Genomic DNA, 20,824 nt, shown 5'->3' with positions numbered 1-20,824 from the left:
ACGCCTCTCAGAAGCGGACGCAGAGCGTCCAGGCGGCGTTCCCACGCAGAGCGTGGGAATGATCTGGCAACTCCACTATTGGTGGGCTGAAGCCCACCCTACACGGGGAGCGCGCAGACGTAGGGTGGGCCGGGCAGCAATCCGCCTCAGACGTAGGGTGGGCTTCAGCCCACCAGCAAGGGTGAACGGCCCATCAGGTGCTGCTCAATCCTCGTCGCCGCTTCCGGCGGGGCGATAGGTGCTGCGTTGCAAACCATGGCGCTGCATCTTTTCGTTGAGGGTACGGCGGGGTACCTGCAACAGTTCCATGGTCTGCAGGATGCTGCCGCGACAGCGCAGCAGCGCGTTGTGCAGGCACTGCGCCTCGAAGGTTTCCATCTGCCCGGCGAGGGACTGGCCGGCCTGTTCCTGCGCCGCACCGCTCAGCCCCAGGGCGTGGCGCTCGGCGGCGTTGACCAGCTCGCGTACGTTGCCCGGCCACTCATGCCCGAGCAACGCGGCCAGCTCGGCGGGTGTCAGTGGTTCGAGAGTGCGACCGTGGCGTTGTGCGGCCTCTTCGGCGAAATGCTCGAAGAGCAGCGAGATGTCTTCACGACGCTCGCGCAACGCCGGAATCTGCAAGGTGGCGACATTCAGCCGATAGAGCAGATCCTCGCGGAAACGCCCGGCTCTCACTTCATCGAGCAGGTCCGGCTTCACCGCGCTGATCACCCGCAGGTCGACGTGGATGCTGCGGTTGGACCCCAACCGTTCCAGGGTTTTCTCTTGCAGCACGCGCAACAGCTTGACCTGTTGCGCCAGCGGCAGGCTTTCCACCTCGTCGAGGAACAGGGTGCCGCCGTCGGCATGTTCGATACGGCCGATGCGTTTGCTCTGGGCACCAGTGAAGGCGCCGCTCTCGTGGCCGAACAGCTCGCTCTCGAACAGATGCTCGGGAATCGCGGCGCAGTTGAGGGCCACGAAGGGCTTGTCGGCACGTTCGCTGAAGTCGTGCAGGCAGCGCGCCACGCGCTCCTTGCCGGAACCGGTCTCACCGCGGATCAGCACGTTCACGGAGGTGCCGGCCAGGTCGAGGATCTGTCGACGCAAGCGCTCCATGGGCCGCGACACGCCGAGCAATTGCGCGGCGATACCGTCCTTGAGGGCGAACTGCTGGCGCAGAGCGCGGTTCTCGCAGACCAGGCGACGTTTTTCCAGGGCGCGGCGCACGGTGTCGAGCAGGCGATCGGGGGTGAAGGGTTTTTCGATGAAGTCATAGGCGCCCTGCTTGAGCGCCTGCACGGCCATGGGTACGTCGCCATGCCCGGTGATCATGATGACCGGCAGATCACGGTCACAAGCGACCACCTTGTCCAGCAGCTGCAGACCATCGGTGCCGGGCATGCGCACGTCGCTGATCAGTACGCCGGGAAAATCCACATCGATCAGGGCCAGCGCCTGGGCGGCGTTGGCGCAGGTACGCACGCTGAAACCGGACAGCTCCAGCCATTGCTGCGCCGCTTCGCGGATCGCTGCCTCATCGTCGACGACGATTACCTGACCACCCATATCACCTCCTTATTCTTGGATCGCGCAGTGTAGCGCCCGGTTATCGGCCCGCCAGCCACGGCGTCGTTACACGAAATGCCAAACCCGCCCGGTTCACCCCGCGCGCGGCAGGCGCAGAATGAAGATGGCGCCGTCAGGGCCGTTGCGCGCCTCCAGGCTGCCGCCCAGATCACGCACGATGCCGTAGGAAATCGCCAGGCCGAGTCCGAGCCCCTCGCCCACCGGCTTGGTGGTGAAGAACGGCTCGAAGACGTTACCCAGATGCTCCTCGGGAATACCGCCGCCCACATCGCTGACCTCCAGCGCACAGCTGTCGCCAAGCAACTCGATGGTCACCCCGAGGATACGCCGCGGGCTGTCGACCATGGCGTCCAGAGCATTGTTGAGCAGGTTGAGCACCACCTGCTCCAGGCGAATGGCATCGCCGGAAACCCGGGCCTCGCTGCGAATTTCGCGGCGCAACTCCACCTGCTCGCTGCGCAGGCGTGGCGCCAGCAGCAACAGCGCCTGCTCCAGCACATCGCTGAGCAACAGACGCTCGTTGAGCCCCGCCGGGCTCTTGCGGGCGAAGGTCTTCAGATGGCCGGTCAGACTGGCCATGCGCTGCAACAGACCATCGATGCGGGTCAGGCCTTCGCGCACCTCGCGCTCGCGGCCGTTGTCGAGCAGCAGGCCGAGGCTGCCCAGGTGCATCTGGATGGCCGTCAGCGGCTGGTTGATCTCATGGGCCATGGCCGCCGACATCTGCCCCAGCGCCGCCATCTTGGCGGCATGTACCAGGCCTTCCTGGGCCTCTCGCAATTCGGCGGTACGCAGGGTCACCTCACGTTCGAGGTTCTCGCGGATGCTCGCCTGCAGGCGCTGGTTCTTGTGACGCTGGACCAGAAACAGCACCAGGAATACCAGGGTCAGCCATACACCGGCCGCGGCCAGACGATAGCTGCGCGCGGTGTCGCCCAGGCTGTTTTCCTCGATCAGCAGGTGCAGCGTCCAGGCTTCGCTGGTCAACTCCTGGCGCTGCCACAGGTAACTCTGCCGGCCATCCGGACCATCGATGTTCATCCAGTCCGCATTGCCCTCGAAGTACGGGCCGGGCTCCGTGGACAGCACCTCCAGGGGGCGTTCGGCGTACTTGCGCACCTCCACCAGCTCGGCGTGATCGAGTTCGTCGAGCTCATCCAGGGCACGGAAACGCCAGGCCGGCCGGCTGCTGAGAATCACCACGCCGTAGCTGTCGGCCACCAGCAGCACACCGGGCTGGCCCACCCACTCGCGCTGCAGTTCCTCCAGCTCCAGCTTGACCACCAGCACGCCGATCACCGCGCCGTTATCGTCGTACACCGCATGGGAGAGAAAGTAGCCGGGCACGCCAGTGGTCACCCCGACCGCGAAATAGCGGCCTGCGGTGCGGTGCAGCGCATCCTGGAAGTAGGGGCGGAAGCCATAGTTGCTGCCGACGAAGCTGCTCCACTCGTTCCAGTTGCTGGCCGCCAGGGTGAGGCCCTGGCGGTCGATCAGGTAGAGCACGCTGGCGCCAGCGGCGGCGTTGAGCATTTCGAAGCGACGGTTGAGCTTGTCGCGTAACTGCGGATCGTCCGGTGCCTGCAGCAGTGCCTGAATATCACCGTCCATGGACAGCAACTGCGGCACCGAACGGAAGCGGTCGACCAGGGTCTGGATCGATTGCGCATACAGCTGCAACTGGCCGTGTGCCTCGCTGCTGCGATCCTCCCAGGCCCGCTGCTCGGCATAGCGGCTGGCCAGCCACAGGCTGACGGCCAGGCCAAGGATCACCAACAGCACGATGGCAACGATGCGATAACGCAGAAACAGGGCGGTCATGCACGACTCGAATTTTTATGATGCCGGCATGTTAGCCCGAAATCACTTCAGGTCGAGTAGGGGATGCAGCCGCCGATGTAGCCTGGATTAGCCGAAGGAGTAACCTGGGGCAGCAGGTTCGGGCTGCTCAAGAGACCCGGGTCTCGCTACGCTCAACCCGGGCTCCAGGCGATACCGGTCAGGGGCGCGCCATCATCAGTGCGGGCACCGCACGGCCAGCGACCAGTTGCTCGTCGACCAGGCGCACCACGTCTTCCTCGCTACGCACCTGATACCAATGACCCGGCGGGTAGACCGTCAGCGTCGGGCCCTGATCGCAGGGAAACTGGCACTGGGTACGGGTGATATGCACGCCACCCTCGCACTCCAGACGGCCAGCAGCCTTGACCTTCTCCCGCAGCATTTTCCACAGCGGCAGAGCGCCACGGCGGGTGCAGCGTGGGCCGTTGCACAGCAGCACGCGGTACTGGTGAGCGGGAATCTTCGACCAGGCGTGGCTGCCGGGCAGCGCTGGCACATCGAGGCAACTCAGGTGCAGCTCCGGGCGTTCGAGCAATGCACAGGCGGCCCCGGCTGCATCGGCATCGAGCTGGCCGAACAGGCTGGTGACAGACACCCGTGCAGGCTCGGTCAGGCGCGCCAGCTCGCTGCGCAGCCAGTCGACATGCTGGCTGCTGCTCTGCGCCTCCAGGTCGATCACCAGCAGCCTGCCGCTGCCCTCCTGCACGCGCTGCCAGAGGCCGTCATAACCGGCACCGGTATCGACGATTTCGGCCAGCGCAGGCTCGCCACGCAGCTCGACCAGGCGGGCACGAAACAGCTCGGCAAAGGAGCCGTCGAGCAGATCCGGGCCGGCGAACAGCACCTGAGCGTAGGGCGTGGTAGTCATGGGTAGGCTCCGGGAAAAGGGCGGCAGTCTAGCAGTGAGCTAGACACCGTTGGTCAGCAACGCCTGCCAGAGCACTTCGGCTTCGGCGAACTCGCGATCCACAGCGGGCAAAATCGGCCGCTGCAACACCAGCACCGGCACACCACGCTCACGGGCCACCTGCAACTTGTGCTCGGTGGCAGCGCTGCCACTGTTCTTGCTCACCAGCACATCGCAATCGAGGCGCTCGAACAGCGCGCGCTCATCGTCCAGGCTGAACGGCCCTCGGGCGCCGATCACTTCGGCGCGGGGCGTGGCAGGCTGGCTCTGCAGGCAGCGCACCGTCCAGTGCTGGTGGGCGGGAATCTCGTGCAGATGCTCCAGTGGCTCGCGGCCAAGGGTGAACAGCGGGCGCTGAAAGTCGCCAAGCGCGGCGATCAGGCTGGGCCAGTCGAACACCTCGCGCCAGTCATCCTCGGAAGAGGCCTGCCAGCCCGGACGACGCAGCGCCCAGCAGGCGATCCCGGCCTGTCGCGCGGCATGGGCGGCGTTGTGGCTGATCTGCGCGGCGTAGGGATGGGTGGCGTCGACCAGCAGGTCGATACCCTGCTCGCGGATGAAGGCAGCCAGACCATCGGCCCCGCCAAAACCGCCGACGCGCACCTGGCAAGCGAGGTCATCCGGCACCTTGCCCAACCCGGCCAGGCTGTAGACATGCGCCGGGCCGAGGCGCCGGGCGAGGTTCAGCGCTTCGCCGATCCCGCCCAGTAGCAGGATGCGGCTCATAACGGCTTGCTGACCTGCAGCAGGGTGATCGGCAACGCGGCGCGCCAGGTGTCGAAACCGCCGAGCGGGCGCGCCTGGGCCACTTCGATACGGGTCAGCTCGCCGCCCTTTTCGCCACGAAAGGCGATCAACGCCGCCTCGCTCTGCAGGGTCACGGCGTTGGCCACCAGCCGACCGCCGGGCTTGAGCGCGCGCCAGCAGCTTTGCAGCACGCCGGGCGCGGTCACCCCGCCGCCGATGAAGATGGCGTCTGGCGCCGCCAGCCCGGCCAGCGCCTCGGGTGCACGCCCGGCCACCAGTTGCAGGCCCGGCACGCCAAGGGCATCGCGGTTGTGGGCGATATGGCCCTGGCGGCCTTCGTCGGCCTCGATGGCGATGGCCCGACAAGCGGGGTGGGTACGCAGCCACTCGATGCCGATGGAGCCGCAGCCGGCTCCCACGTCCCAGAGCAGTTCGCCGGGCAGCGGCGCCAAGCGCGCCAGGGTGATGGCGCGCACGTCGCGTTTGGTGAGTTGCCCGTCGTGGCGATAGGCATCGTCCGGCAGGCCCGGCGTGAGCGGCAGGCGCATGGCGTCATCACCGGCCACGCAGTCGATCGCCACCAGATTCAGATCAGCGGAGCGAGCCAGCGACCAGCCATCAGCCAGGCCATCGATACGCCGCTCGCGCTCACCGCCCAGGTGTTCGAAAACGCTCAGCCGACTGGGGCCGAAACCACGCTCGCGCAACAATCCGGCGATGGCCGCCGGGCTCTCGCCATCGTTGCTCAGGACCAGCAGGCGCACGCCGGGATGGATCTGCGTATTGAGCGCCGCCAGCGGGCGGCCCACCAGCGACACCAGAGGCGTGCTCTGCAACGGCCAGCCCAGGCGAGCCGCCGCCAGCGAGCAGGAAGAAGGCGCCGGCAGAATGTGCAGTTCCTCGCTCGGCAGCTCACGGGCCAGGCTGGCACCGACACCAAAGAACATCGGGTCACCGCTGGCCAGCACGCAAACCGGCGTGCCGCGGCGCTCGAGTACCGGAGCCAGGGAAAACGGCTTCGGCCAGGGCAGGCGTGTGGCACGGATACAGTGCGGCAACAGTGCCAGTTGGCGCTCGCTACCGAACACCTGCTCGGCGGCCAGCAACGCATGCCGCGCCGCCTTGCCGAGGCCGGGGTAGCCGTCTTCGCCAATGCCCACGACGGTCAGCCAGGGTGTCATGCGTTTTTCCTCATCCTAGAAACAGCCATAAGCTGCAAGCCTCAAGCGACAAGCCAACGAGTCGTCAGCAACCTGTTTCCGGCTTGGCGCTTGCCGCTGATCCACACGGCTTTTCATCCGGGTGGGCAAAGCGGGCATAATAGCGCCTTCGTCGGTGTCCGTCGGCTGCGTGGTACGTAGGCGCGGGCCTAAGAGGGAACACGATATAAAACGTGTTCAATATCTAGCGAGCTAGAGCCATGCAAGGCAGAAAGGGGCGAGAAAGCGGAGTTTACGACTGTAAATGAGCATTTCGAGTCGTTTTCTAACGCAGCAGGGCCGACGCGCAGCAGATATTGAGCAGGTTTTCAGCCGTGGCTGCCCCCGCAACTGTAGCAGCGAGCGCCTGTGCCAATCGCCACTGGGAAACCGGGAAGGCCGGCCACGCGCCATGACCTGCGAGCCAGGAGACCTGCCGACGGATTCAGTCGCATGTGCCCACACCGGGCGGGGTGTCCCGGTGATAGAAGCTCGTCCTTCTCTGGCCTATCCTCGAACGGATGCCCATGTGACCCGACCCCGGTGATCCGTTGAAACAGGCTTTTTGCATTCCATCCCCTGCTGTTCGCCCCTCGGCCTGTCCGGGGTTGCTGCGTATCGTGCAGGCGAAGGACGGCGGCATCTGCCGGATCAAGCTGGCCTGCGGGCGCCTCGATGCCACCGGAGCTGAGCGCATCGCCAGGGCCGCACAACGCCATGCAGGCGGCGTGATCGAAGCCACCAACCGCGCCAACCTGCAGATCCGCGGCATCCACGCCGGCAGTGAAGACGCGTTGATCGGCGAGTTGCTGGCCGCTGGCCTCGGCCCGCGCTCACCCGCTGCCGACGATGTGCGCAACCTGATGGTCAGCCCGGCCGCAGGCGTGGATCCGCAAGCGCTTGTGGATATCTCGCCACTGGCCATGCAGTTGCTGGCGACGCTGGAAAACACAGCGCATCTGCATGCCCTGTCGCCGAAGTTCGCCCTGCTGCTCGACGGCGGCGAACGCCTCGCGATGCTCGAACACCCCCACGATATATGGCTCAGCGCGCTGCCGCTGAACGGCGGTATCGGCTATGCATTCGGGCTGGCCGGCTGCCCGCCCTTCGCAGAAGAAGATGCAGCCGCGTTGGCTGTCGTGCCGCAAGCCTCTGCTCACGAACTGATCATCGCCTTGCTCGACCTGTTCCTGGAGCTGGCCACGCCAGAGCAGACGCGCATGCGGCATCTGCTGGAAAACCATTCTCCTGCCGATCTGCTGCAGCGTCTGCAGATACGGTTGGGAGATGTGCTGCTGCCTGCAGGCAACTGGCGCCGCCCCCCGGCGCAAGACAATGCCCATCTCGGTATCCATGAGCAGCGTCAGCCGGGTCTCGTGCATATCGGCGCCGCCGCTGTGCTCGGTCGGTTGGATGCCGAACAGTTACTCGGCCTGGCAGATCTCGCCCGCCGTTACGGTGATGGCAGCCTGCGCCTGACGCCCTGGCAAAGCGTATTGCTGACCAATATCCCCGAGACGGCTGCCGATGCAGTCATGCACAGCCTGCACGCACTCGGCCTGCTGACCGATGCCAGCGCGCCGCTGACCCGTATCATCGCCTGCACCGGCGCCAGCGGCTGTGCCAAAGGCCAGGCCGACACCAAGGCCGATGCCCTGCGCCTGGCCGACCGGCTACCCGCTGGCAGCGAGCAGCCGGGCATTCACCTCACGGGATGCAGCCGCTCCTGCGCCGCCGCCCATCGCACACCTTTCACCTTATTGGCCGTGGCCGAGGGTCGTTACGACTTGTTCGCCCGCCAACCGCTCGGCACCGGCTTCGGCCAATTGCTGGGCCACCACCTGACACCTGACGACGCCGCCGAATTGCTGGCCTCGCTCACCGCTACCCGGAGTTTCACCCGATGACCGATTACATCCGCGATGGTCAGGAGATCTATCGCCATTCCTTCTCCATCATCCGCGCCGAGGCCGACCTGAGCGCCATTCCGGCGGATCTCGAGAAGCTCGCGGTGCGGGTCATCCACGCCTGCGGCATGGTCGATGTGGTGCAGGATCTACGCTTCTGCGCGGGTGCCGGTGCGGCCGGCCGCCAGGCCCTCGCCAATGGCGCGGCGATTCTCTGCGATGCGCGCATGGTTGCCGAAGGGGTGACGCGCACGCGCCTGCAGGCCGGCAATCCGGTGATCTGCACCCTCAACGATGCGGGTGTACCGGAGCTGGCCAAGAAGCTCGGCAACACCCGCTCGGCGGTGGCCCTGGAGCATTGGCGCGAGCATCTCGAAGGCTCGGTGGTGGTGATCGGCAACGCCCCCACCGCGCTGTTCTATCTGCTCGACATGCTCGCTGCAGGCGCCCCCAAACCAGCGCTGATTCTCGGCTTCCCGGTGGGCTTCGTGGGCGCTGCTGAGTCCAAGGACCTGCTCGCCAGCACCTTCGCCGAGCATGGCGTGCCCTACGTGATCGTGCAGGGCCGTCGGGGCGGTAGCGCCATGGCCGCCGCCGCGGTCAACGCCCTGGCCACGGAGGTCGAATGATGACCGGCATGGACCGCCCCGGCAAAGGCCGCCTGCTGGGCCTGGGCGTAGGCCCGGGCGACCCCGAACTGATCACCCTCAAGGCCCTGCGCCTGCTCAAGTCGTCACCCGTGGTCGGCTACTTCGTGGCCAAGGCCAAGGCCAATGTCGGCCAGGGCGGCAACGCCTTCGGCATCATCGAAGGTCACCTGGACGACAGTCAGCAGCGCCTGCCACTGGTCTACCCGGTGACCACCGAAAAGCTCGAGCCGCCGCTGTCCTACGAGGACGTGATCAGCGACTTCTACGACACCTGCGCCGCCCAGGTCGCCGAGCACCTCGACGCGGGCCGCGACGTGGCGGTGATCTGCGAAGGCGACCCGTTCTTCTACGGCTCCTACATGTACCTGCATGACCGCCTGGCCGAGCGCTACGAGGCTCAGGTGATCCCCGGCGTGTGCTCGATGCTCGGTAGCGCGGCGGTGCTCGGCGTTCCCCTGGTGTACCGCAACCAGAGCCTGTCGGTGCTTTCCGGTGTGCTGCCCGAAGACGAGCTGCGCGAGCGCCTGCGTGATGCCGAAGCCGCCGTGGTGATGAAGCTGGGTCGCAACTTCGAGAAAGTCCGCCGGGTGCTGCAGGATCTCGGCCTGCACGACCGTGCTCACTACGTGGAACGGGCGACCATGGCCAACCAGCGCATCGTGCCGCTGGATGAAGTCGAACCGATGGCCTCGCCGTATTTTTCGATGATCGTGGTGCCCGGTGAGAAATGGCGGGGTTGAACTGAAACAGCTGTCTCGCAGTAAGCACCTTTTCCGTAGGAGCCAGCTTGCTGGCGATATCGATGGCCAAATCGATAGTTGTGTTGCGGGTCGGATCGCTTCGCCGGCAAGCCAGCTCCTACATGATTGCAGCGAACTCGCCTGCCTGTTCCTGACAGTGGATAAACCATGACCTCTTCACCCGCCATCGTCATCCTCGGCCCCTCTGCGCTGGCCACTGCGCGGCGCATGCAGACACTTTATCCACAGGCCGTGATCCATGGTCTGCGCGGGCGGGTCGAGGCCAACCAGGCCTACGACGACTTCGGCGACACCCTGCGCAGCCTGTATCGCAGCGGCACGCCGATCATCGCCCTGTGCGCCGCCGGTATCGTCATTCGCAGCCTGGCACCGCTGCTCGCCAGCAAGGGCGCCGAGCCACCGGTGCTGGCCGTAGCCGAAGACGGCAGCGCCGTGGTGCCGCTGCTCGGCGGCCTGGGCGGCGTCAACCGCATGGCCAGGGAGATCGCCACGGCACTGGAGACCCGCGCGGCCATCACCACCAGCGGCGAGCTGCGTTTCGGCACCTGCCTGCTCGACCCGCCGAGCGGTTATGCCCTGGCCGACCTGGAGCAGGGCAAGCGCTTCGTCTCCGACCTGCTGGGCGGCGAAAGCCTGCGCATCGATGGCACCGCGCCGTGGCTGAACGATGCCAGCCTGCCGCTGGCCGAAGATGCCGGCCGTACCGTACGGATCACCACCGAACAGCGCCCCGCGCAGCCTGACGAACTGCTGATCCATCCACGCACGCTACTCGTTCTGGTCGACAAGGCAGATGACCTTGCCGCGGCCATCCGCCAGGCATTCGAACAGTCGCGCCTGGCGCCGAAATCCCTGGCGGCTCTGCTCGCCCCCCAGGCACTGATCAGCGACAAGCGCCTGGCCCAGGTCGCCAGCGAGCTCGCCGTACCACTGCGCTTCGTCCGCGCTGACGATGGACTGCCACCTCGGGTGCACCGCAGCGAAAACCTGCAGGTGCTGCAGGCCGACTCGCCCGAAGCGGCGCAATCCATGGGCCGCCCCCGCGGTCGCCTGAGCGTGATCGGCCTGGGCCCCGGCGCCGCCGAACACATGACCCCCGCCGTTCGCCGCGCGCTGGACGAAGCCGAAGATCTGCTCGGCTACGAAACCTACGTGAAAATGGCCGAGCCGTTGCGCCCGGAACAGGTGCGCCACTGCAGCGACAACCGTGAAGAGCTGCAACGGGCCCGCCATGCCTTCGAACTGGCGGCCAGCGGCCGCCGCGTGGTGGTGATTTCCTCCGGCGACCCCGGCGTATTCGCCATGGCAGCGGCCGTGCTGGAAGCCCTGGAAACCAGTGGCACGACGACCGACTGGCACGCCGTCGAGCTGGAGGTTCTGCCCGGCGTATCCGCTGCCCTGGCCACCGCCGCCAAGGCCGGCGCGCCGCTGGGCCACGACTTCTGCCTGATCTCCCTGTCGGACAATCTCAAGCCCTGGGCGGTGATCGAAAACCGCCTCGACCATGCTGGCGCAGCGGATCTGGCGATGGCCTTCTACAACCCGATTTCCAAAGCTCGCCCCTGGCAGCTCGGCCGCGCCCTGGAAATCGTCCGCCAGCACCGTACGCCCGACACCGTGGTGGTGCTCGGCCGCGACATCGGCCGCCCCGCTGAGGCGTTGCGCGTGCTCGACCTCGGCGAGCTGACCCCGGACATGGTCGACATGCGCACCCTGGTGATCATCGGCTCCAGCCAGACCCGCCGTCTGCCCAGGGGCGATGGCGGCGAATGGGTGTATACGCCGCGCAGTTATCCACAAAACGACTAATCGCCCCTGTAAATCCCGGTTGGCTATCGATCTCGCTACGAGTACTGAAGTACTTACGTTGCGTTTATCGACTTTGATCTGACTAGCAGAAGACGGAGCTTGTCGTAGCTAGGGCCTGCCCGCCCAGACCCCAACCATTCCGCGACATTTACTGACCCCTCCTTGGCTAAACGTCTTATAGATAGAGTGACTGGAAACCAATGTTCTACCGAGGGATTGATAATGACGCTGTACTGGAATGAAGGGCTTTTAATAACGCCATATGACGACCCACCTGATAATGATGCTGGCTACATAGGCGGTGGCTTTCATCGGGGCATGGGAGCTACAGCTCCGCATCAAGCAATAAATTATCTGAGATACCAAAACGAAAAGCACTACCAAAGCAATAAAAGTGAAGTCAGCGCGCATTATGTATCACCTGAAAGTGACAACTATATCACTGATGGGATGATCGGCTTTCTTATACCTGAAATGGCAGCATTGCCAGGCCTTATTGCCGACATCACCAAAGAGACGATGAGACGATGAGACGATGAGCCATGCCGAATATACAGCTGTTAAAAATTTCGCACTCAAAAATAATATAATTGCTCAAGTTGCGCTGGCAGGAAGTGCGATAGGGACTGATGTTGATAACGGTGTTTCGCCCTACGTTGCCATTGGCACTCAAACCGCAATTATTGCAATTGGCGCTGGACTGACTGTGGCCACCGCAGGGCTTAGTATTCCACTATCACTGGGAGCGGGTCTGTTATTATCAATTGGACTTGAGTGGTTCGATGCTCAAGGCCGAATAAATGATTTTTTATCAGGTATTCTTGGATTGCCTAGCAGTACACTTGGCGCGGAGGCTGAACCGAATACCTTAACAGGATACCAAGTTTATCAAGCGCTAATGCAGGTTTTTCAAAACCCGGATGCCTATCCGGACGCAGAAAACATACTCAATGAATTTGTTGCTCAAGCTGGAGCTTCCTTGAGGAAAAACGAAAGCGCTGTAATTGATGAGCAAGGTCATACTAACCTACTCAACAAAGCAGCACCGCAAACAATCGACATGGCAGACTTGAGTTCAGATAGCAACGGATACCAAGAATTTATAGCAAACGGCGCCGGAGGGTATTTTTTTAACGGCTCAGGAGGTTACAACAAAATGATTGGTGGCGAAGGTCTGAACTGGTTTCTAATTCAGGAAGACTGGGCGCTTGAGGGCTGGGACTTTCTTACGCCACAAAACATCGTTATTGGGGGGGCAGGATATAATGTTTTAGATTTTTCAGGTGTTCAATAAGAGGTTCATGCAATCCTTAGTGGCAATGACTACGTTAATCAACGTATTGAAAATCTGAGGTTAGAGTTCAACCCTTCACGGCCTAGTTTTTTAGATGAACAGATGGCTATGAGTTTGAGGGGCGCAGAATTTCAATGGCTCGATACCCCTTTTTCTCTCTTCGACTCAGGCGAGTACAGAAATATAGATCTTGTTATAGGGTCTTCCTATAACGATATTCTTGTAGGAGACTGGCTCGGTGGGAATACGCTGACGGGGGGCTATGGAAACGATATATTTGTTGTTCATGGAGGGAGCAATGTCATTAAGTTTTACGACACCGATTTTTCGAGCCCTGGCGAAGACCTTGTAAAAAAATCTGTTCACGGCTTGACGCTACAGATGGAGGCCGTGTACTTCAACAGCATGAACTATGCCCCGGACTTTGGTACTTATTTCAGGCTTGATGCGGACAAGCTAGACTTTAGTGCTATGGATGCGAATCTGAGTGTGGAAGGTAATCAAGCGTTCGAGTTCATTTTTTTCAATGAATTTACTGGTAAGGCCGGCGAACTCAGACTCGATACGGACTGGGCTGCAGACCCCAGTTTCACGCTCCAAGGCGATAGAACGGGAGATGGCATCGCTGATTTTGAAGTTGAGTACGAGATTTATTTCACCAACCCATTCGTCAGGACGCTGTGGAGCCCCTTCATAACCGAAGAGAATCTAATCCTGTAACGTCTGATTGTCCAAGCCTGCCGAGGTGATTTGTTCATCTTGGCTGTTCACCTAATTTCAAGGCCGAGTGTCGTCATGATGGAAGTTGCTAAGAAAATCTTGAATTCGATGATCAATATGCGTAATGCAGATAATCGTTTTGCGCCGCTCAAGATTGTTTTCTCGATTTATCTCGCGTGGTTGATCGCTTACGCAATGCTAGGCGATTATCTAAGTCAAGTTGTGCAGCTATATTATATGTCTGATGATGTTTTGTTGGTTCAGCACAGTGCGCTGCTTTTTTTATTAAATCCAGGGCTGGCCGGGGTTTTTGTGGTGTTTGTCGGCGTGGGTATAATGCATCTTCTGGTTTTCCTGAAGCTTGCAAGTTATACGTGGCTCAGCAACGCATTGATCATAACGGGCGCTTTTATAGCCCTCATCATATTCCTGCTTGTTGGCCTATGGGCTAAAGTGCTCGCGGACAAAGCGATTGAATCCGGGGAATACATAGTTTGTCCCTATGGGCCAGATGGCTACAGCCGAAAGTCCGATTATGGTGGCAGTGATGTGTATAGGCTCGCGTTACTCAATAAGGACTCAGGTACTGAATGTCGCTAAACACTGATTTAACGAAGACCGCATTGTCACATCGTAGACATGGCAGCTTTCGCCGAACCTGGGATCGCCCCGCCGAAGCCCTGCGCGTGCTCGACCTCGGCGAGCTGACCCCGGACATGGTCGACATGCGCACCCTGGTGATCATCGGCTCCAGCCAGACCCGGCGCTTCCCCCGAGGCGATGGCGGTGAGTGGGTGTACACGCCGCGCAGTTATCCACAGTCCTAGCCTGCCTATGACCAACATTCTGTTCATCTGCAGCCGCAACCAGTGGCGCAGCCCCACCGCCGAAACAGTATGGCGCAAGCATCCAGGGCTCAGCGTGCGCTCCGCAGGCACCAGCCCGAGGGCACGGAGGACGGTGAGCGCAAGCGATATCCAATGGGCCGACGTGGTGTTCGTCATGGAGCACAAGCACAAGAGCCGATTGCTGGCCGACTTCGCTCGGCTGCTGAGCCATAAACGGCTGCACGTTCTGGATATTCCGGACGAGTATCAGTACATGGACGCTGAGCTGGTGCAGATTTTCGAGGAAAGCGTCGCCGCCTACCTGGGCCTCGACTGACGATAGGCCGGTTCAGGCCTCCTTTACACCAGCTTTACATCTGCCTGACGTCACCTTGCACAGGCCTCCCGATAATCGATCCTGCCCAACCGTCTGGTCGGGCTGTCGATTCTCTGGAGCCCATGATGAAAGCAAGTCTCCCCCGTACCGCCGTCGCCGCACTGTTGCTGGCGACGCTTTCCCTGAACGCGGTGGCTGGCCCCGGCGGGCCGGGTGGTGGCCCAGGAGGCCCGGGTGGTTATCGTGGGCACGGCGGCCCCGGGCCAGGCTGGGGCGGCCCGGGCCCACGGCATGGTCACGGCCTGCCGGACTACGCCCGTGAGCTGTGGATCGGCAGCGCGCTGTACTTCGTCGCCGCCGGCAGCTACTACATGTGGAACGCCGACCGCAGGCAATACATCGTGGTCGAGGCGCCGCCGGTAGCCGTGGCGGCACCTGCGGCCAATTACAACGTGATCGCCTACCCGGCCCGCGGCCAGAACGCGGACTTGCAGGCCCGCGACCGCTACGAGTGCCACAGCTGGGCAGTCAGCCAGAGCGGTTTCGATCCGGCTACCGCCATCAGTGCACCCGCCCCCAGCGCCACCGACTACTACCGGCGCGCCCTGGGTGCCTGCCTGAGTGGGCGTGGCTACAGCATCAACTGAGCAGCGCCTTGAGGTCGTCGTAGAGCGCCTGGGGAATCTGTACACCGTCGGTAAGGCTGCGGGCGCGCGCATCGTAGCGACGCTGCGAAGGCAGCCGCGCGCCCTGTCCCTCGATACCGTCGAACAGCGCCTCGGCCCTTGCCAGATGCTGATCGGCAGCCGCACCGAGAAAGCGCTGCGGGTCGAGGGCGATGATCAGTTCGCCGTGATAGGGCGACGATTTGCTGCCGGCGTCGTAGGCCAGGGACTCGGCGCTGGTCAGGTCACCGATCAGCGGCCCGGCGATCAGCTCCACCATGGCCGCCAGCGCCGAGCCCTTGTGCCCGCCAAAGGTCAGCATGGCGCCGTTCATGACCGCCTCGGCGTCGGTACTCGGCTGGCCGTCGGCATCGATGCCCCAGCCCTCCGGGATGGCCTTGCCGGCACGACGGTGCAACTCGATGTCGCCACGGGCGATGGCGCTGGTGGCGAAGTCGAAGATGAACGGATGCTTGCCGGCGCGCGGCCAGCCAAAGGCGATGGGGTTGGTGCCGAAGATCGGCTTGCTGCCACCGGCCGGTGCTACCCAGGCATGGCTGGGATTGCACGCCAGGGCCACCAGCCCGGCTTCGGTGAGCGCCTCGATCTCTACCCACAATGCGGAAAAATGCACACAGCGGTTGATCGCCAGCGCGGCGATGCCGTTGGCCCTGGTTTTCTCTTCGAGCACCGGCAACCCTGCCTGGAAAGCCAGCTGCGAGAAGCCGCCGCGGGCATCCACGCGGACGATCGAGGGTGCCTGGTCGATCACCTCGGGCTCGGCATCGGCCACCACCTTGCCAGCCTTCAGCGAACTGACGCAGCCCAGCACGCGGTACAGGCCGTGGGAGGCGCAGCCGTCGCGCTCGCCGGCCAGCACGGTGGCGGTCACTGCCCGCGCCTGGGCTTCGCTGAAGCCGTTGTGGCGCATGATCGAGAGCGCTAGCTCTTCGGCTTCGTCCAGGGTCAGTCGAATCATCTTGAGCTCCTTGTTCGAGGCGGCCGCAGGGCCAGATTGACGTTATACAGTGAGACCTGAAGCAGTCGCTGGCTTGATGCCTTTGCTCCCGGCAGATGACGAATTCAGCATAGTCCGATCAGCGCTTGCAACGTCCCGGAACCTGGCGTTGAGCGCAGCGATAGCCAGGAAGCGCTGCAGCCGCACCCTTGTTTGTACGAGTGCATGATTACACTGATAGAATGCGACGAATTCTCATTACCACCGAACCTATCCCGTGCATTCCACTCCATCGGCACCTCACCACCCGCACCAGGCCATCGATCAGCTCTACAGCCACCACCACAGCTGGCTGCAAGGCTGGCTGCGCAAGCGCCTGGGCAATGCCGCCGATGCGGCGGACCTGGCCCAGGACACCTTCGTGCGTCTGCTCAGCAATGCCCCGGGCGAGCCGCTGAACCTCACGACGCCCCGCGCCTACCTGGCCACCATCGCCAACCGCCTGACCATCAACCTCTACCGCCGCCGCTCGCTGGAGCACGCCTACCTGGCCGCGCTGGCGGAAATACCGGAAGAGCTGGCGCCATCGCTGGAGCATCAGGCTCTGGTGCTCGAAGCGCTCGACGAGGTCGATCAGGTACTTGCCGCACTGCCCGCCAAGGCCGGGCAGGCGTTCCTGATGGCGCAGCTGGAGGGTTATACACAGGAGGAAATCGCCAGCCGACTCGGCCTTAGCGTGCGCTCGGTGCAGCGCCACCTCGCACGGGCCTTCGAGGAATGCATCGTGCTCGCCAGCCAGGGCGCGAGGCATGAGTGAGTCGCCCATCGACCGGCGGATCGCCCGTGAGGCGGCCGGCTGGTTCGTGCGTTTACAGAACAGTGGGGTCAGCGCCGCCGAGCATGCTGCCTGTGCCGAATGGCGGGCCCGACATGCCGATCACGAGCGAGCCTGGCAACTGGCCGAGCGTTTCAGCGCTCATGCCCAACAGCTTGCCGGAGGCGCCGGACGGGCGGCCCTGGAGCGCCCACGCAATCTGCAACGGCGACAAGTGCTCAAAACCCTTGCCCTGTTGATCGCCGCCGCCCCGCTCGGCCTCGCCGCACACCGCAGCCTGCCCTGGCGTGAATGGCAGGCGGACGAGCGCACCGCCACCGGTGAGCAGCGCACCCTGCACCTGCCGGATGGCGGACAGCTTCGCCTGAACACCGGCAGCGCAGTCGATATCGCCTACGACGACAGCGTTCGTCGCGTACGCCTGATCGCCGGCGAGCTGCTCATCGAGGTGCCCGGTGAGCAGGCCAGGCGGCCCTTCATCGTCGATACCGCCGACGCGCAAATCGTCCTGCTGGGCAGCCGCGCTCTGGTGCGCCAATACCCGCAAAGTACCTACCTCGCTGCGCTGGAGGGTGCTGTCGAAGTGCGTCCGCGGCTGTCACGAGGCGATGACGGCCTGCTGCGTCTGGCGACCGGCCAGCAGACCTACGTCAACGCTCGCACTGCAGAGCCTGCGGTGGCACTGGCACAGCATCGTCTCGACTGGCTAAGCGGCGTGCTGCGTGCAGAAAAGATGCGCCTGGATGACTTCATCGCCGAGCTGGATCGCTATCGCCCGGGTCTGCTGCGTTGCGATCCGGCGGTGGCCGGGCTGCTGATCTCTGGTGCCTTCCAGCTGCGCGATACCGACCAGATTCTCCGCGCCCTGAGCCAGACCCTGCCGGTGAGCGTCCACTACCGCACGGCCTATTGGGTCACCGTCACCGCGCGTGCCACCGCGTAAGAACCTGTTCACGAGCTAGCGCACTGCAGGGCCAGGCGCCCCCGCAAAAACAAGCGAAGAAGCGGACTGGGCTCGCACGCGTGTTTACGAGTTGTACATGAGCATTGCGACGGGAACGCCTGGTTCGGGCTGGCAATCCAGCTTGTTTTGACGCCGCAGGGCCGAAGCGCAGCAGATCGTGAGCTGGTTCTGAGAATCATTGTCGTGTTTTCTTCTGGCTGCGTGTCCCTCCCGTAACCACATCATTCTCACTGGGCGGGGACGGCAACATGGCGACGACGCAGGGCATGCAACCATTGGCACGGGCGGTATACGCTGCCGCACTGGGGCTGATCATCGCGGGCGGCAGCCTCACTGCGGCCCAGCTGCAGGCCGCCGAGCAGGCAACCGAGCAGAGTCGTGCCTATCAGGTACCGGGCGGTAACCTGAGCAGCGCCCTGTCCGACTTCGCCAGTCAGGCAGGCATCACCCTGCCCATCGAGCCAGCCCTGGTGGAAGGTTTGCGCAGCCCCGGCCTGAACGCCGCCACCAGCGTGGAAGGCGGGCTGCGGCAACTGCTGCAAGGCACCGGTCTGCAAGCTGCACCGCAAGGCAATGGCCTGTATCTGCTGACACCGCAGGAAGCGGGCGCGGGCTTGGAGCTGGGCGCCACCAGCATCACCGGCCAGGGCCTGACGGCGACGACCGAGAACAGTGATTCCTACACCACCGGCACCATGCAGACCGCCACCAAGCTGCCCCTGAGCCTGCGCGAAACACCGCAGTCGGTCAGTGTGGTCACCCGCAAGCGCATGGACGACAAGGCCATGACCAGCATCAGCGACGTGGTACAGAGCACACCCGGCGTGTTCCTGAACAATTCGGGAGGTGTCGGCAGGCCGTCTTTCAGCGCCCGCGGCTTCGATGTCGACAACGTCATGTACGACGGCTTCCCCACCAGCCTGCTGACCTACCTGCCCAGCGGCGAAGCCAACCTGGCCATGTACGACCGTGTGGAAATCGTCCGCGGCGCCACGGGCCTGGCCCAGGGCGCCGGCAGCCCATCCGGCGCCATCAACCTGGTGCGCAAGCGCCCGACCCATGAATTTCAAGGCACGCTTACCGGCAGCGCCGGCAGTTGGGACGACTACACCGGCACCCTGGATGTCGGCGGCCCGCTCAATGAAAACGGCACCCTGCGCGCCCGGACCGTGATCTCCCGGCAGGACGCCAAGAGCTTCCGCGATTCGGTCGAACACGATCACGACCTGTTCTACGGCGTGGTCGACGCCGATCTCAGCGAAAGCACCACCCTGACCCTCGGCGCCTACCGGCAGAAGAACTACAGCAACTACATCTGGGGCGGATTGCCCATGGCCCGTGGCGGCGGTCATCTGGGACTGCCCCGCGACACCTTCCTGGGGCATGACTGGGAATATTCGGACAACCGCACCACCGGCTACTTCGCCACCCTGGAGCACGGTTTCGCCAACGACTGGACGCTGCGCCTGGCGGCGATGCAGGCGAAAACCGATACCGAGGTGCTGGCTTCTTCGATCTGGGCATACGACCGCCACTACCTGTGGACACAGGCCATGGAGCAGAAGGAAGTCGGCTACGACCTGGCGCTCAGCGGGCCCTTCCAGCTGTTCGGTCTGGAGCACGACCTGACCGTGGGCGCCAGCAAGCGTGAGCTGACTTACCGCACGGGTGACAGCTGGAGCGACTTCATCGATGACGACGTCGACCTCTTCGCCTGGAATCCCCGTGGTCACGCGAAACCGAACATCGTGGTCGACCCCTCCTGGACGGGTGAGCTGACCACCCAGGACAGCGTCTACGCCACGACCCGCCTGCGCCTGAGCGAACCGTTGTCGCTGATCCTCGGCGGTCGCGTCGACTGGTACGAATACGACGATCGCGAAAGCAGCGAAAGCGATTACAAGGTCACTCGCAACCTGACCCGCTATGCCGGTGTGGTCTATGACCTGGATACGAACCACTCGGTCTACGTCAGCTACACCGATATCTTCAAACCCCAGAACGATCGCGGCCTGGACAGAAAACCGCTGGAGCCGATGGTTGGTGAGAACTACGAAGTCGGTATCAAGGGCGAATACTACGACGGTGCCTTGAATGCCAGCCTGGCACTGTTCCAGATCGACCAGAAAAATCGTGCCCAGACCCTGACGGGCCAACTCGGCTGTGGTTCCACGCCTGACAGCTCCTGCTACGAGGCCGCCGGGCTGGTGCGCAGCCGCGGCATCGACCTGGAAATCCAGGGCGCCTTGAGCGACGACTGGCAGGTCGCTGCGGGCTACACCTACACCCAAACCAAGTATGTCAGCGATGCCAACGCAGCCCGCGAAGGCGAGGACTTCGACCGCAAGAAACCGCGCCAGCTGTTCAAACTGTCGACGCTCTACACCTTGCCCGGGGAGCTGCAGCGCTGGCGCATAGGGGGTGATGTCTACCAGCAGAGCCGCATCCGTACTTCAGGTGGCACCGGTGCCACTGCCTGGAAGAACCAGCAGGGTTCCTACACCGTGGTTGGCCTGGTGGCCGGGTACAAGGCCAGCGAGCAGTTGGATCTGCAGCTCAACGTCAACAACCTGTTCGACCGCACCTACTACACCAGCGTGGCCAACGGCGAGTGGTACCCCTACGACATCTACGGCGACCCACGCAATTTCAAGTTGACGGCCCGCTACAGCTTCTGAGAAAGCGGCCCGCAGCCCGACCCAGGACCGGGGCCACCCTACCGGGGTTACCGGCGGCGAGGCGTGCTGCCTGTAGGGTGGGATTCAGCCCACCAATCGCCTGGCCGTTACGGTTGGCGGCAACCTCACGAGCGTAAGGGCGGGATACCGCGCTG

Annotated in this window: 19 protein-coding genes, 1 pseudogene and 1 riboswitch; of the genes and pseudogenes, 14 read left to right on the top strand and 6 right to left on the bottom strand. The window is 63.4% G+C overall.

The genetic code is table 11. The features are described from left to right. Positions 1–204 precede the first annotated feature (204 nt). The 5 genes from mifR to QRN22_RS09285 form a co-directional block, all read right to left on the bottom strand. Positions 205–1,548 (bottom strand): two-component system response regulator MifR, encoded by a 1,344-nt coding sequence (gene mifR, locus QRN22_RS09305; RefSeq protein WP_042554996.1) that lies wholly within the window; start codon positions 1,546–1,548, stop codon positions 205–207. A gap of 93 nt (positions 1,549–1,641) precedes the next feature. Further along, positions 1,642–3,390: a sensor histidine kinase gene (locus QRN22_RS09300; protein ID WP_042554995.1), complete on the bottom strand. Its 1,749-nt coding sequence runs from the start codon at positions 3,388–3,390 to the stop codon at positions 1,642–1,644. A 178-nt stretch (positions 3,391–3,568) separates the two neighbouring features. Continuing rightward, positions 3,569–4,279 (bottom strand): (2Fe-2S) ferredoxin, encoded by a 711-nt coding sequence (locus QRN22_RS09295; RefSeq protein WP_042554994.1) that lies wholly within the window; start codon positions 4,277–4,279, stop codon positions 3,569–3,571. Positions 4,280–4,318: 39 nt separating this feature from the next. Next, positions 4,319–5,044: a cobalt-precorrin-6A reductase gene (locus QRN22_RS09290; protein WP_042554993.1), complete on the bottom strand. Its 726-nt coding sequence runs from the start codon at positions 5,042–5,044 to the stop codon at positions 4,319–4,321. Further along, positions 5,041–6,246: a bifunctional cobalt-precorrin-7 (C(5))-methyltransferase/cobalt-precorrin-6B (C(15))-methyltransferase gene (locus QRN22_RS09285; RefSeq protein ID WP_042554992.1), complete on the bottom strand. Its 1,206-nt coding sequence runs from the start codon at positions 6,244–6,246 to the stop codon at positions 5,041–5,043. The genes QRN22_RS09290 and QRN22_RS09285 overlap by 4 nt, the downstream gene beginning before the upstream one ends. A 135-nt stretch (positions 6,247–6,381) precedes the next feature. After that, positions 6,382–6,719: riboswitch (cobalamin riboswitch) on the top strand. Positions 6,720–6,815: 96 nt separating this feature from the next. On the opposite strand from QRN22_RS09285, the gene cobG reads away from it, so the two are divergent. From cobG to QRN22_RS09230, 11 genes and pseudogenes are all read left to right on the top strand, one after another. Continuing rightward, on the top strand, positions 6,816–8,171 hold the full coding sequence (gene cobG / locus QRN22_RS09280; protein ID WP_042554991.1) for a precorrin-3B synthase: 1,356 nt from the start codon (positions 6,816–6,818) through the stop codon (positions 8,169–8,171). Then, complete coding sequence (locus tag QRN22_RS09275) at positions 8,168–8,800, top strand: precorrin-8X methylmutase (protein ID WP_042554990.1); 633 nt, start codon at positions 8,168–8,170, stop codon at positions 8,798–8,800. Before cobG ends, QRN22_RS09275 begins: the two co-directional genes overlap by 4 nt. 8 nt (positions 8,801–8,808) lie before the next feature. After that, a complete protein-coding gene (locus tag QRN22_RS09270) occupies positions 8,809–9,561 on the top strand; it encodes a precorrin-2 C(20)-methyltransferase (RefSeq protein ID WP_042555002.1) in 753 nt (250 codons plus the stop codon). 168 nt (positions 9,562–9,729) lie between these two features. After that, positions 9,730–11,391, top strand: a complete 1,662-nt coding sequence (gene cobJ, locus QRN22_RS09265) for a precorrin-3B C(17)-methyltransferase (RefSeq protein WP_285402303.1) — start codon at positions 9,730–9,732, stop codon at positions 11,389–11,391. A 222-nt stretch (positions 11,392–11,613) separates the two neighbouring features. Continuing rightward, complete coding sequence (locus QRN22_RS09260; RefSeq protein ID WP_156152748.1) at positions 11,614–11,922, top strand: hypothetical protein; 309 nt, start codon at positions 11,614–11,616, stop codon at positions 11,920–11,922. A 4-nt stretch (positions 11,923–11,926) separates the two neighbouring features. After that, the gene (locus tag QRN22_RS09255) at positions 11,927–12,685 is read left to right on the top strand and encodes a hypothetical protein (RefSeq protein WP_156152747.1); all 759 of its coding nucleotides are present in this window, start codon (positions 11,927–11,929) and stop codon (positions 12,683–12,685) included. Between the two features lie 102 nt (positions 12,686–12,787). Beyond that, positions 12,788–13,405: a calcium-binding protein gene (locus QRN22_RS09250; protein ID WP_042555093.1), complete on the top strand. Its 618-nt coding sequence runs from the start codon at positions 12,788–12,790 to the stop codon at positions 13,403–13,405. 75 nt (positions 13,406–13,480) lie between these two features. Beyond that, positions 13,481–14,005 carry a hypothetical protein gene (locus QRN22_RS09245; protein ID WP_042555092.1) on the top strand — a complete coding sequence of 175 codons (525 nt, stop codon included), beginning with the start codon at positions 13,481–13,483 and terminating at the stop codon, positions 14,003–14,005. A gap of 65 nt (positions 14,006–14,070) precedes the next feature. Continuing rightward, a pseudogene (locus tag QRN22_RS09240) lies at positions 14,071–14,232 on the top strand (hypothetical protein); the annotation flags it as partial. A 133-nt stretch (positions 14,233–14,365) separates the two neighbouring features. Beyond that, complete coding sequence (locus QRN22_RS26465) at positions 14,366–14,569, top strand: cellular communication/signal transduction (protein ID WP_306456097.1); 204 nt, start codon at positions 14,366–14,368, stop codon at positions 14,567–14,569. A 125-nt stretch (positions 14,570–14,694) separates the two neighbouring features. Beyond that, positions 14,695–15,216, top strand: a complete 522-nt coding sequence (locus QRN22_RS09230) for a hypothetical protein (RefSeq protein WP_042555085.1) — start codon at positions 14,695–14,697, stop codon at positions 15,214–15,216. Here the strand turns inward: QRN22_RS09230 and QRN22_RS09225 are convergent. Further along, positions 15,209–16,213 carry an Ldh family oxidoreductase gene (locus QRN22_RS09225; protein WP_042555084.1) on the bottom strand — a complete coding sequence of 335 codons (1,005 nt, stop codon included), beginning with the start codon at positions 16,211–16,213 and terminating at the stop codon, positions 15,209–15,211. The genes QRN22_RS09230 and QRN22_RS09225 overlap by 8 nt on opposite strands. A 256-nt stretch (positions 16,214–16,469) precedes the next feature. Between QRN22_RS09225 and QRN22_RS09220 the strand changes: the two genes are divergently transcribed. The 3 genes from QRN22_RS09220 (at position 16,470) to QRN22_RS09210 (ending at position 20,669) form a co-directional block, all read left to right on the top strand. After that, positions 16,470–17,009: a sigma-70 family RNA polymerase sigma factor gene (locus QRN22_RS09220; RefSeq protein WP_042555083.1), complete on the top strand. Its 540-nt coding sequence runs from the start codon at positions 16,470–16,472 to the stop codon at positions 17,007–17,009. Continuing rightward, a complete protein-coding gene (locus QRN22_RS09215; protein ID WP_042555082.1) occupies positions 17,002–17,970 on the top strand; it encodes a FecR domain-containing protein in 969 nt (322 codons plus the stop codon). The genes QRN22_RS09220 and QRN22_RS09215 overlap by 8 nt, the downstream gene beginning before the upstream one ends. Before the next feature lie 269 nt (positions 17,971–18,239). Continuing rightward, a complete protein-coding gene (locus QRN22_RS09210; RefSeq protein WP_231570198.1) occupies positions 18,240–20,669 on the top strand; it encodes a TonB-dependent siderophore receptor in 2,430 nt (809 codons plus the stop codon). Positions 20,670–20,824 lie beyond the last annotated feature (155 nt).

The organism is Pseudomonas sp. MEJ086, assembly GCF_030209025.1.
GTDB classification, from domain to species: domain Bacteria; phylum Pseudomonadota; class Gammaproteobacteria; order Pseudomonadales; family Pseudomonadaceae; genus Aquipseudomonas; species Aquipseudomonas fulva_A.
This window is presented reverse-complemented; position numbering and strand designations above follow the sequence as displayed.

What these genes read in the sequence shown, in the direction of transcription:
- mifR (WP_042554996.1), bottom strand. Translation starts at nt 1,548, where the DNA reads ATGGGTGGTCAGGTAATCGTCGTCGACGATGAGGCAGCGATCCGCGAA.
- QRN22_RS09300 (WP_042554995.1), bottom strand. Translation starts at nt 3,390, where the DNA reads ATGACCGCCCTGTTTCTGCGTTATCGCATCGTTGCCATCGTGCTGTTG.
- QRN22_RS09295 (WP_042554994.1), bottom strand. Translation starts at nt 4,279, where the DNA reads ATGACTACCACGCCCTACGCTCAGGTGCTGTTCGCCGGCCCGGATCTG.
- QRN22_RS09290 (WP_042554993.1), bottom strand. Translation starts at nt 5,044, where the DNA reads ATGAGCCGCATCCTGCTACTGGGCGGGATCGGCGAAGCGCTGAACCTC.
- QRN22_RS09285 (WP_042554992.1), bottom strand. Translation starts at nt 6,246, where the DNA reads ATGACACCCTGGCTGACCGTCGTGGGCATTGGCGAAGACGGCTACCCC.
- QRN22_RS09275 (WP_042554990.1), top strand. Translation starts at nt 8,168, where the DNA reads ATGACCGATTACATCCGCGATGGTCAGGAGATCTATCGCCATTCCTTC.
- QRN22_RS09270 (WP_042555002.1), top strand. Translation starts at nt 8,809, where the DNA reads ATGGACCGCCCCGGCAAAGGCCGCCTGCTGGGCCTGGGCGTAGGCCCG.
- cobJ (WP_285402303.1), top strand. Translation starts at nt 9,730, where the DNA reads ATGACCTCTTCACCCGCCATCGTCATCCTCGGCCCCTCTGCGCTGGCC.
- QRN22_RS09260 (WP_156152748.1), top strand. Translation starts at nt 11,614, where the DNA reads ATGACGCTGTACTGGAATGAAGGGCTTTTAATAACGCCATATGACGAC.
- QRN22_RS09255 (WP_156152747.1), top strand. Translation starts at nt 11,927, where the DNA reads ATGAGCCATGCCGAATATACAGCTGTTAAAAATTTCGCACTCAAAAAT.
- QRN22_RS09250 (WP_042555093.1), top strand. Translation starts at nt 12,788, where the DNA reads ATGGCTATGAGTTTGAGGGGCGCAGAATTTCAATGGCTCGATACCCCT.
- QRN22_RS09245 (WP_042555092.1), top strand. Translation starts at nt 13,481, where the DNA reads ATGATGGAAGTTGCTAAGAAAATCTTGAATTCGATGATCAATATGCGT.
- QRN22_RS09230 (WP_042555085.1), top strand. Translation starts at nt 14,695, where the DNA reads ATGAAAGCAAGTCTCCCCCGTACCGCCGTCGCCGCACTGTTGCTGGCG.
- QRN22_RS09225 (WP_042555084.1), bottom strand. Translation starts at nt 16,213, where the DNA reads ATGATTCGACTGACCCTGGACGAAGCCGAAGAGCTAGCGCTCTCGATC.
- QRN22_RS09215 (WP_042555082.1), top strand. Translation starts at nt 17,002, where the DNA reads ATGAGTGAGTCGCCCATCGACCGGCGGATCGCCCGTGAGGCGGCCGGC.
- QRN22_RS09210 (WP_231570198.1), top strand. Translation starts at nt 18,240, where the DNA reads ATGGCGACGACGCAGGGCATGCAACCATTGGCACGGGCGGTATACGCT.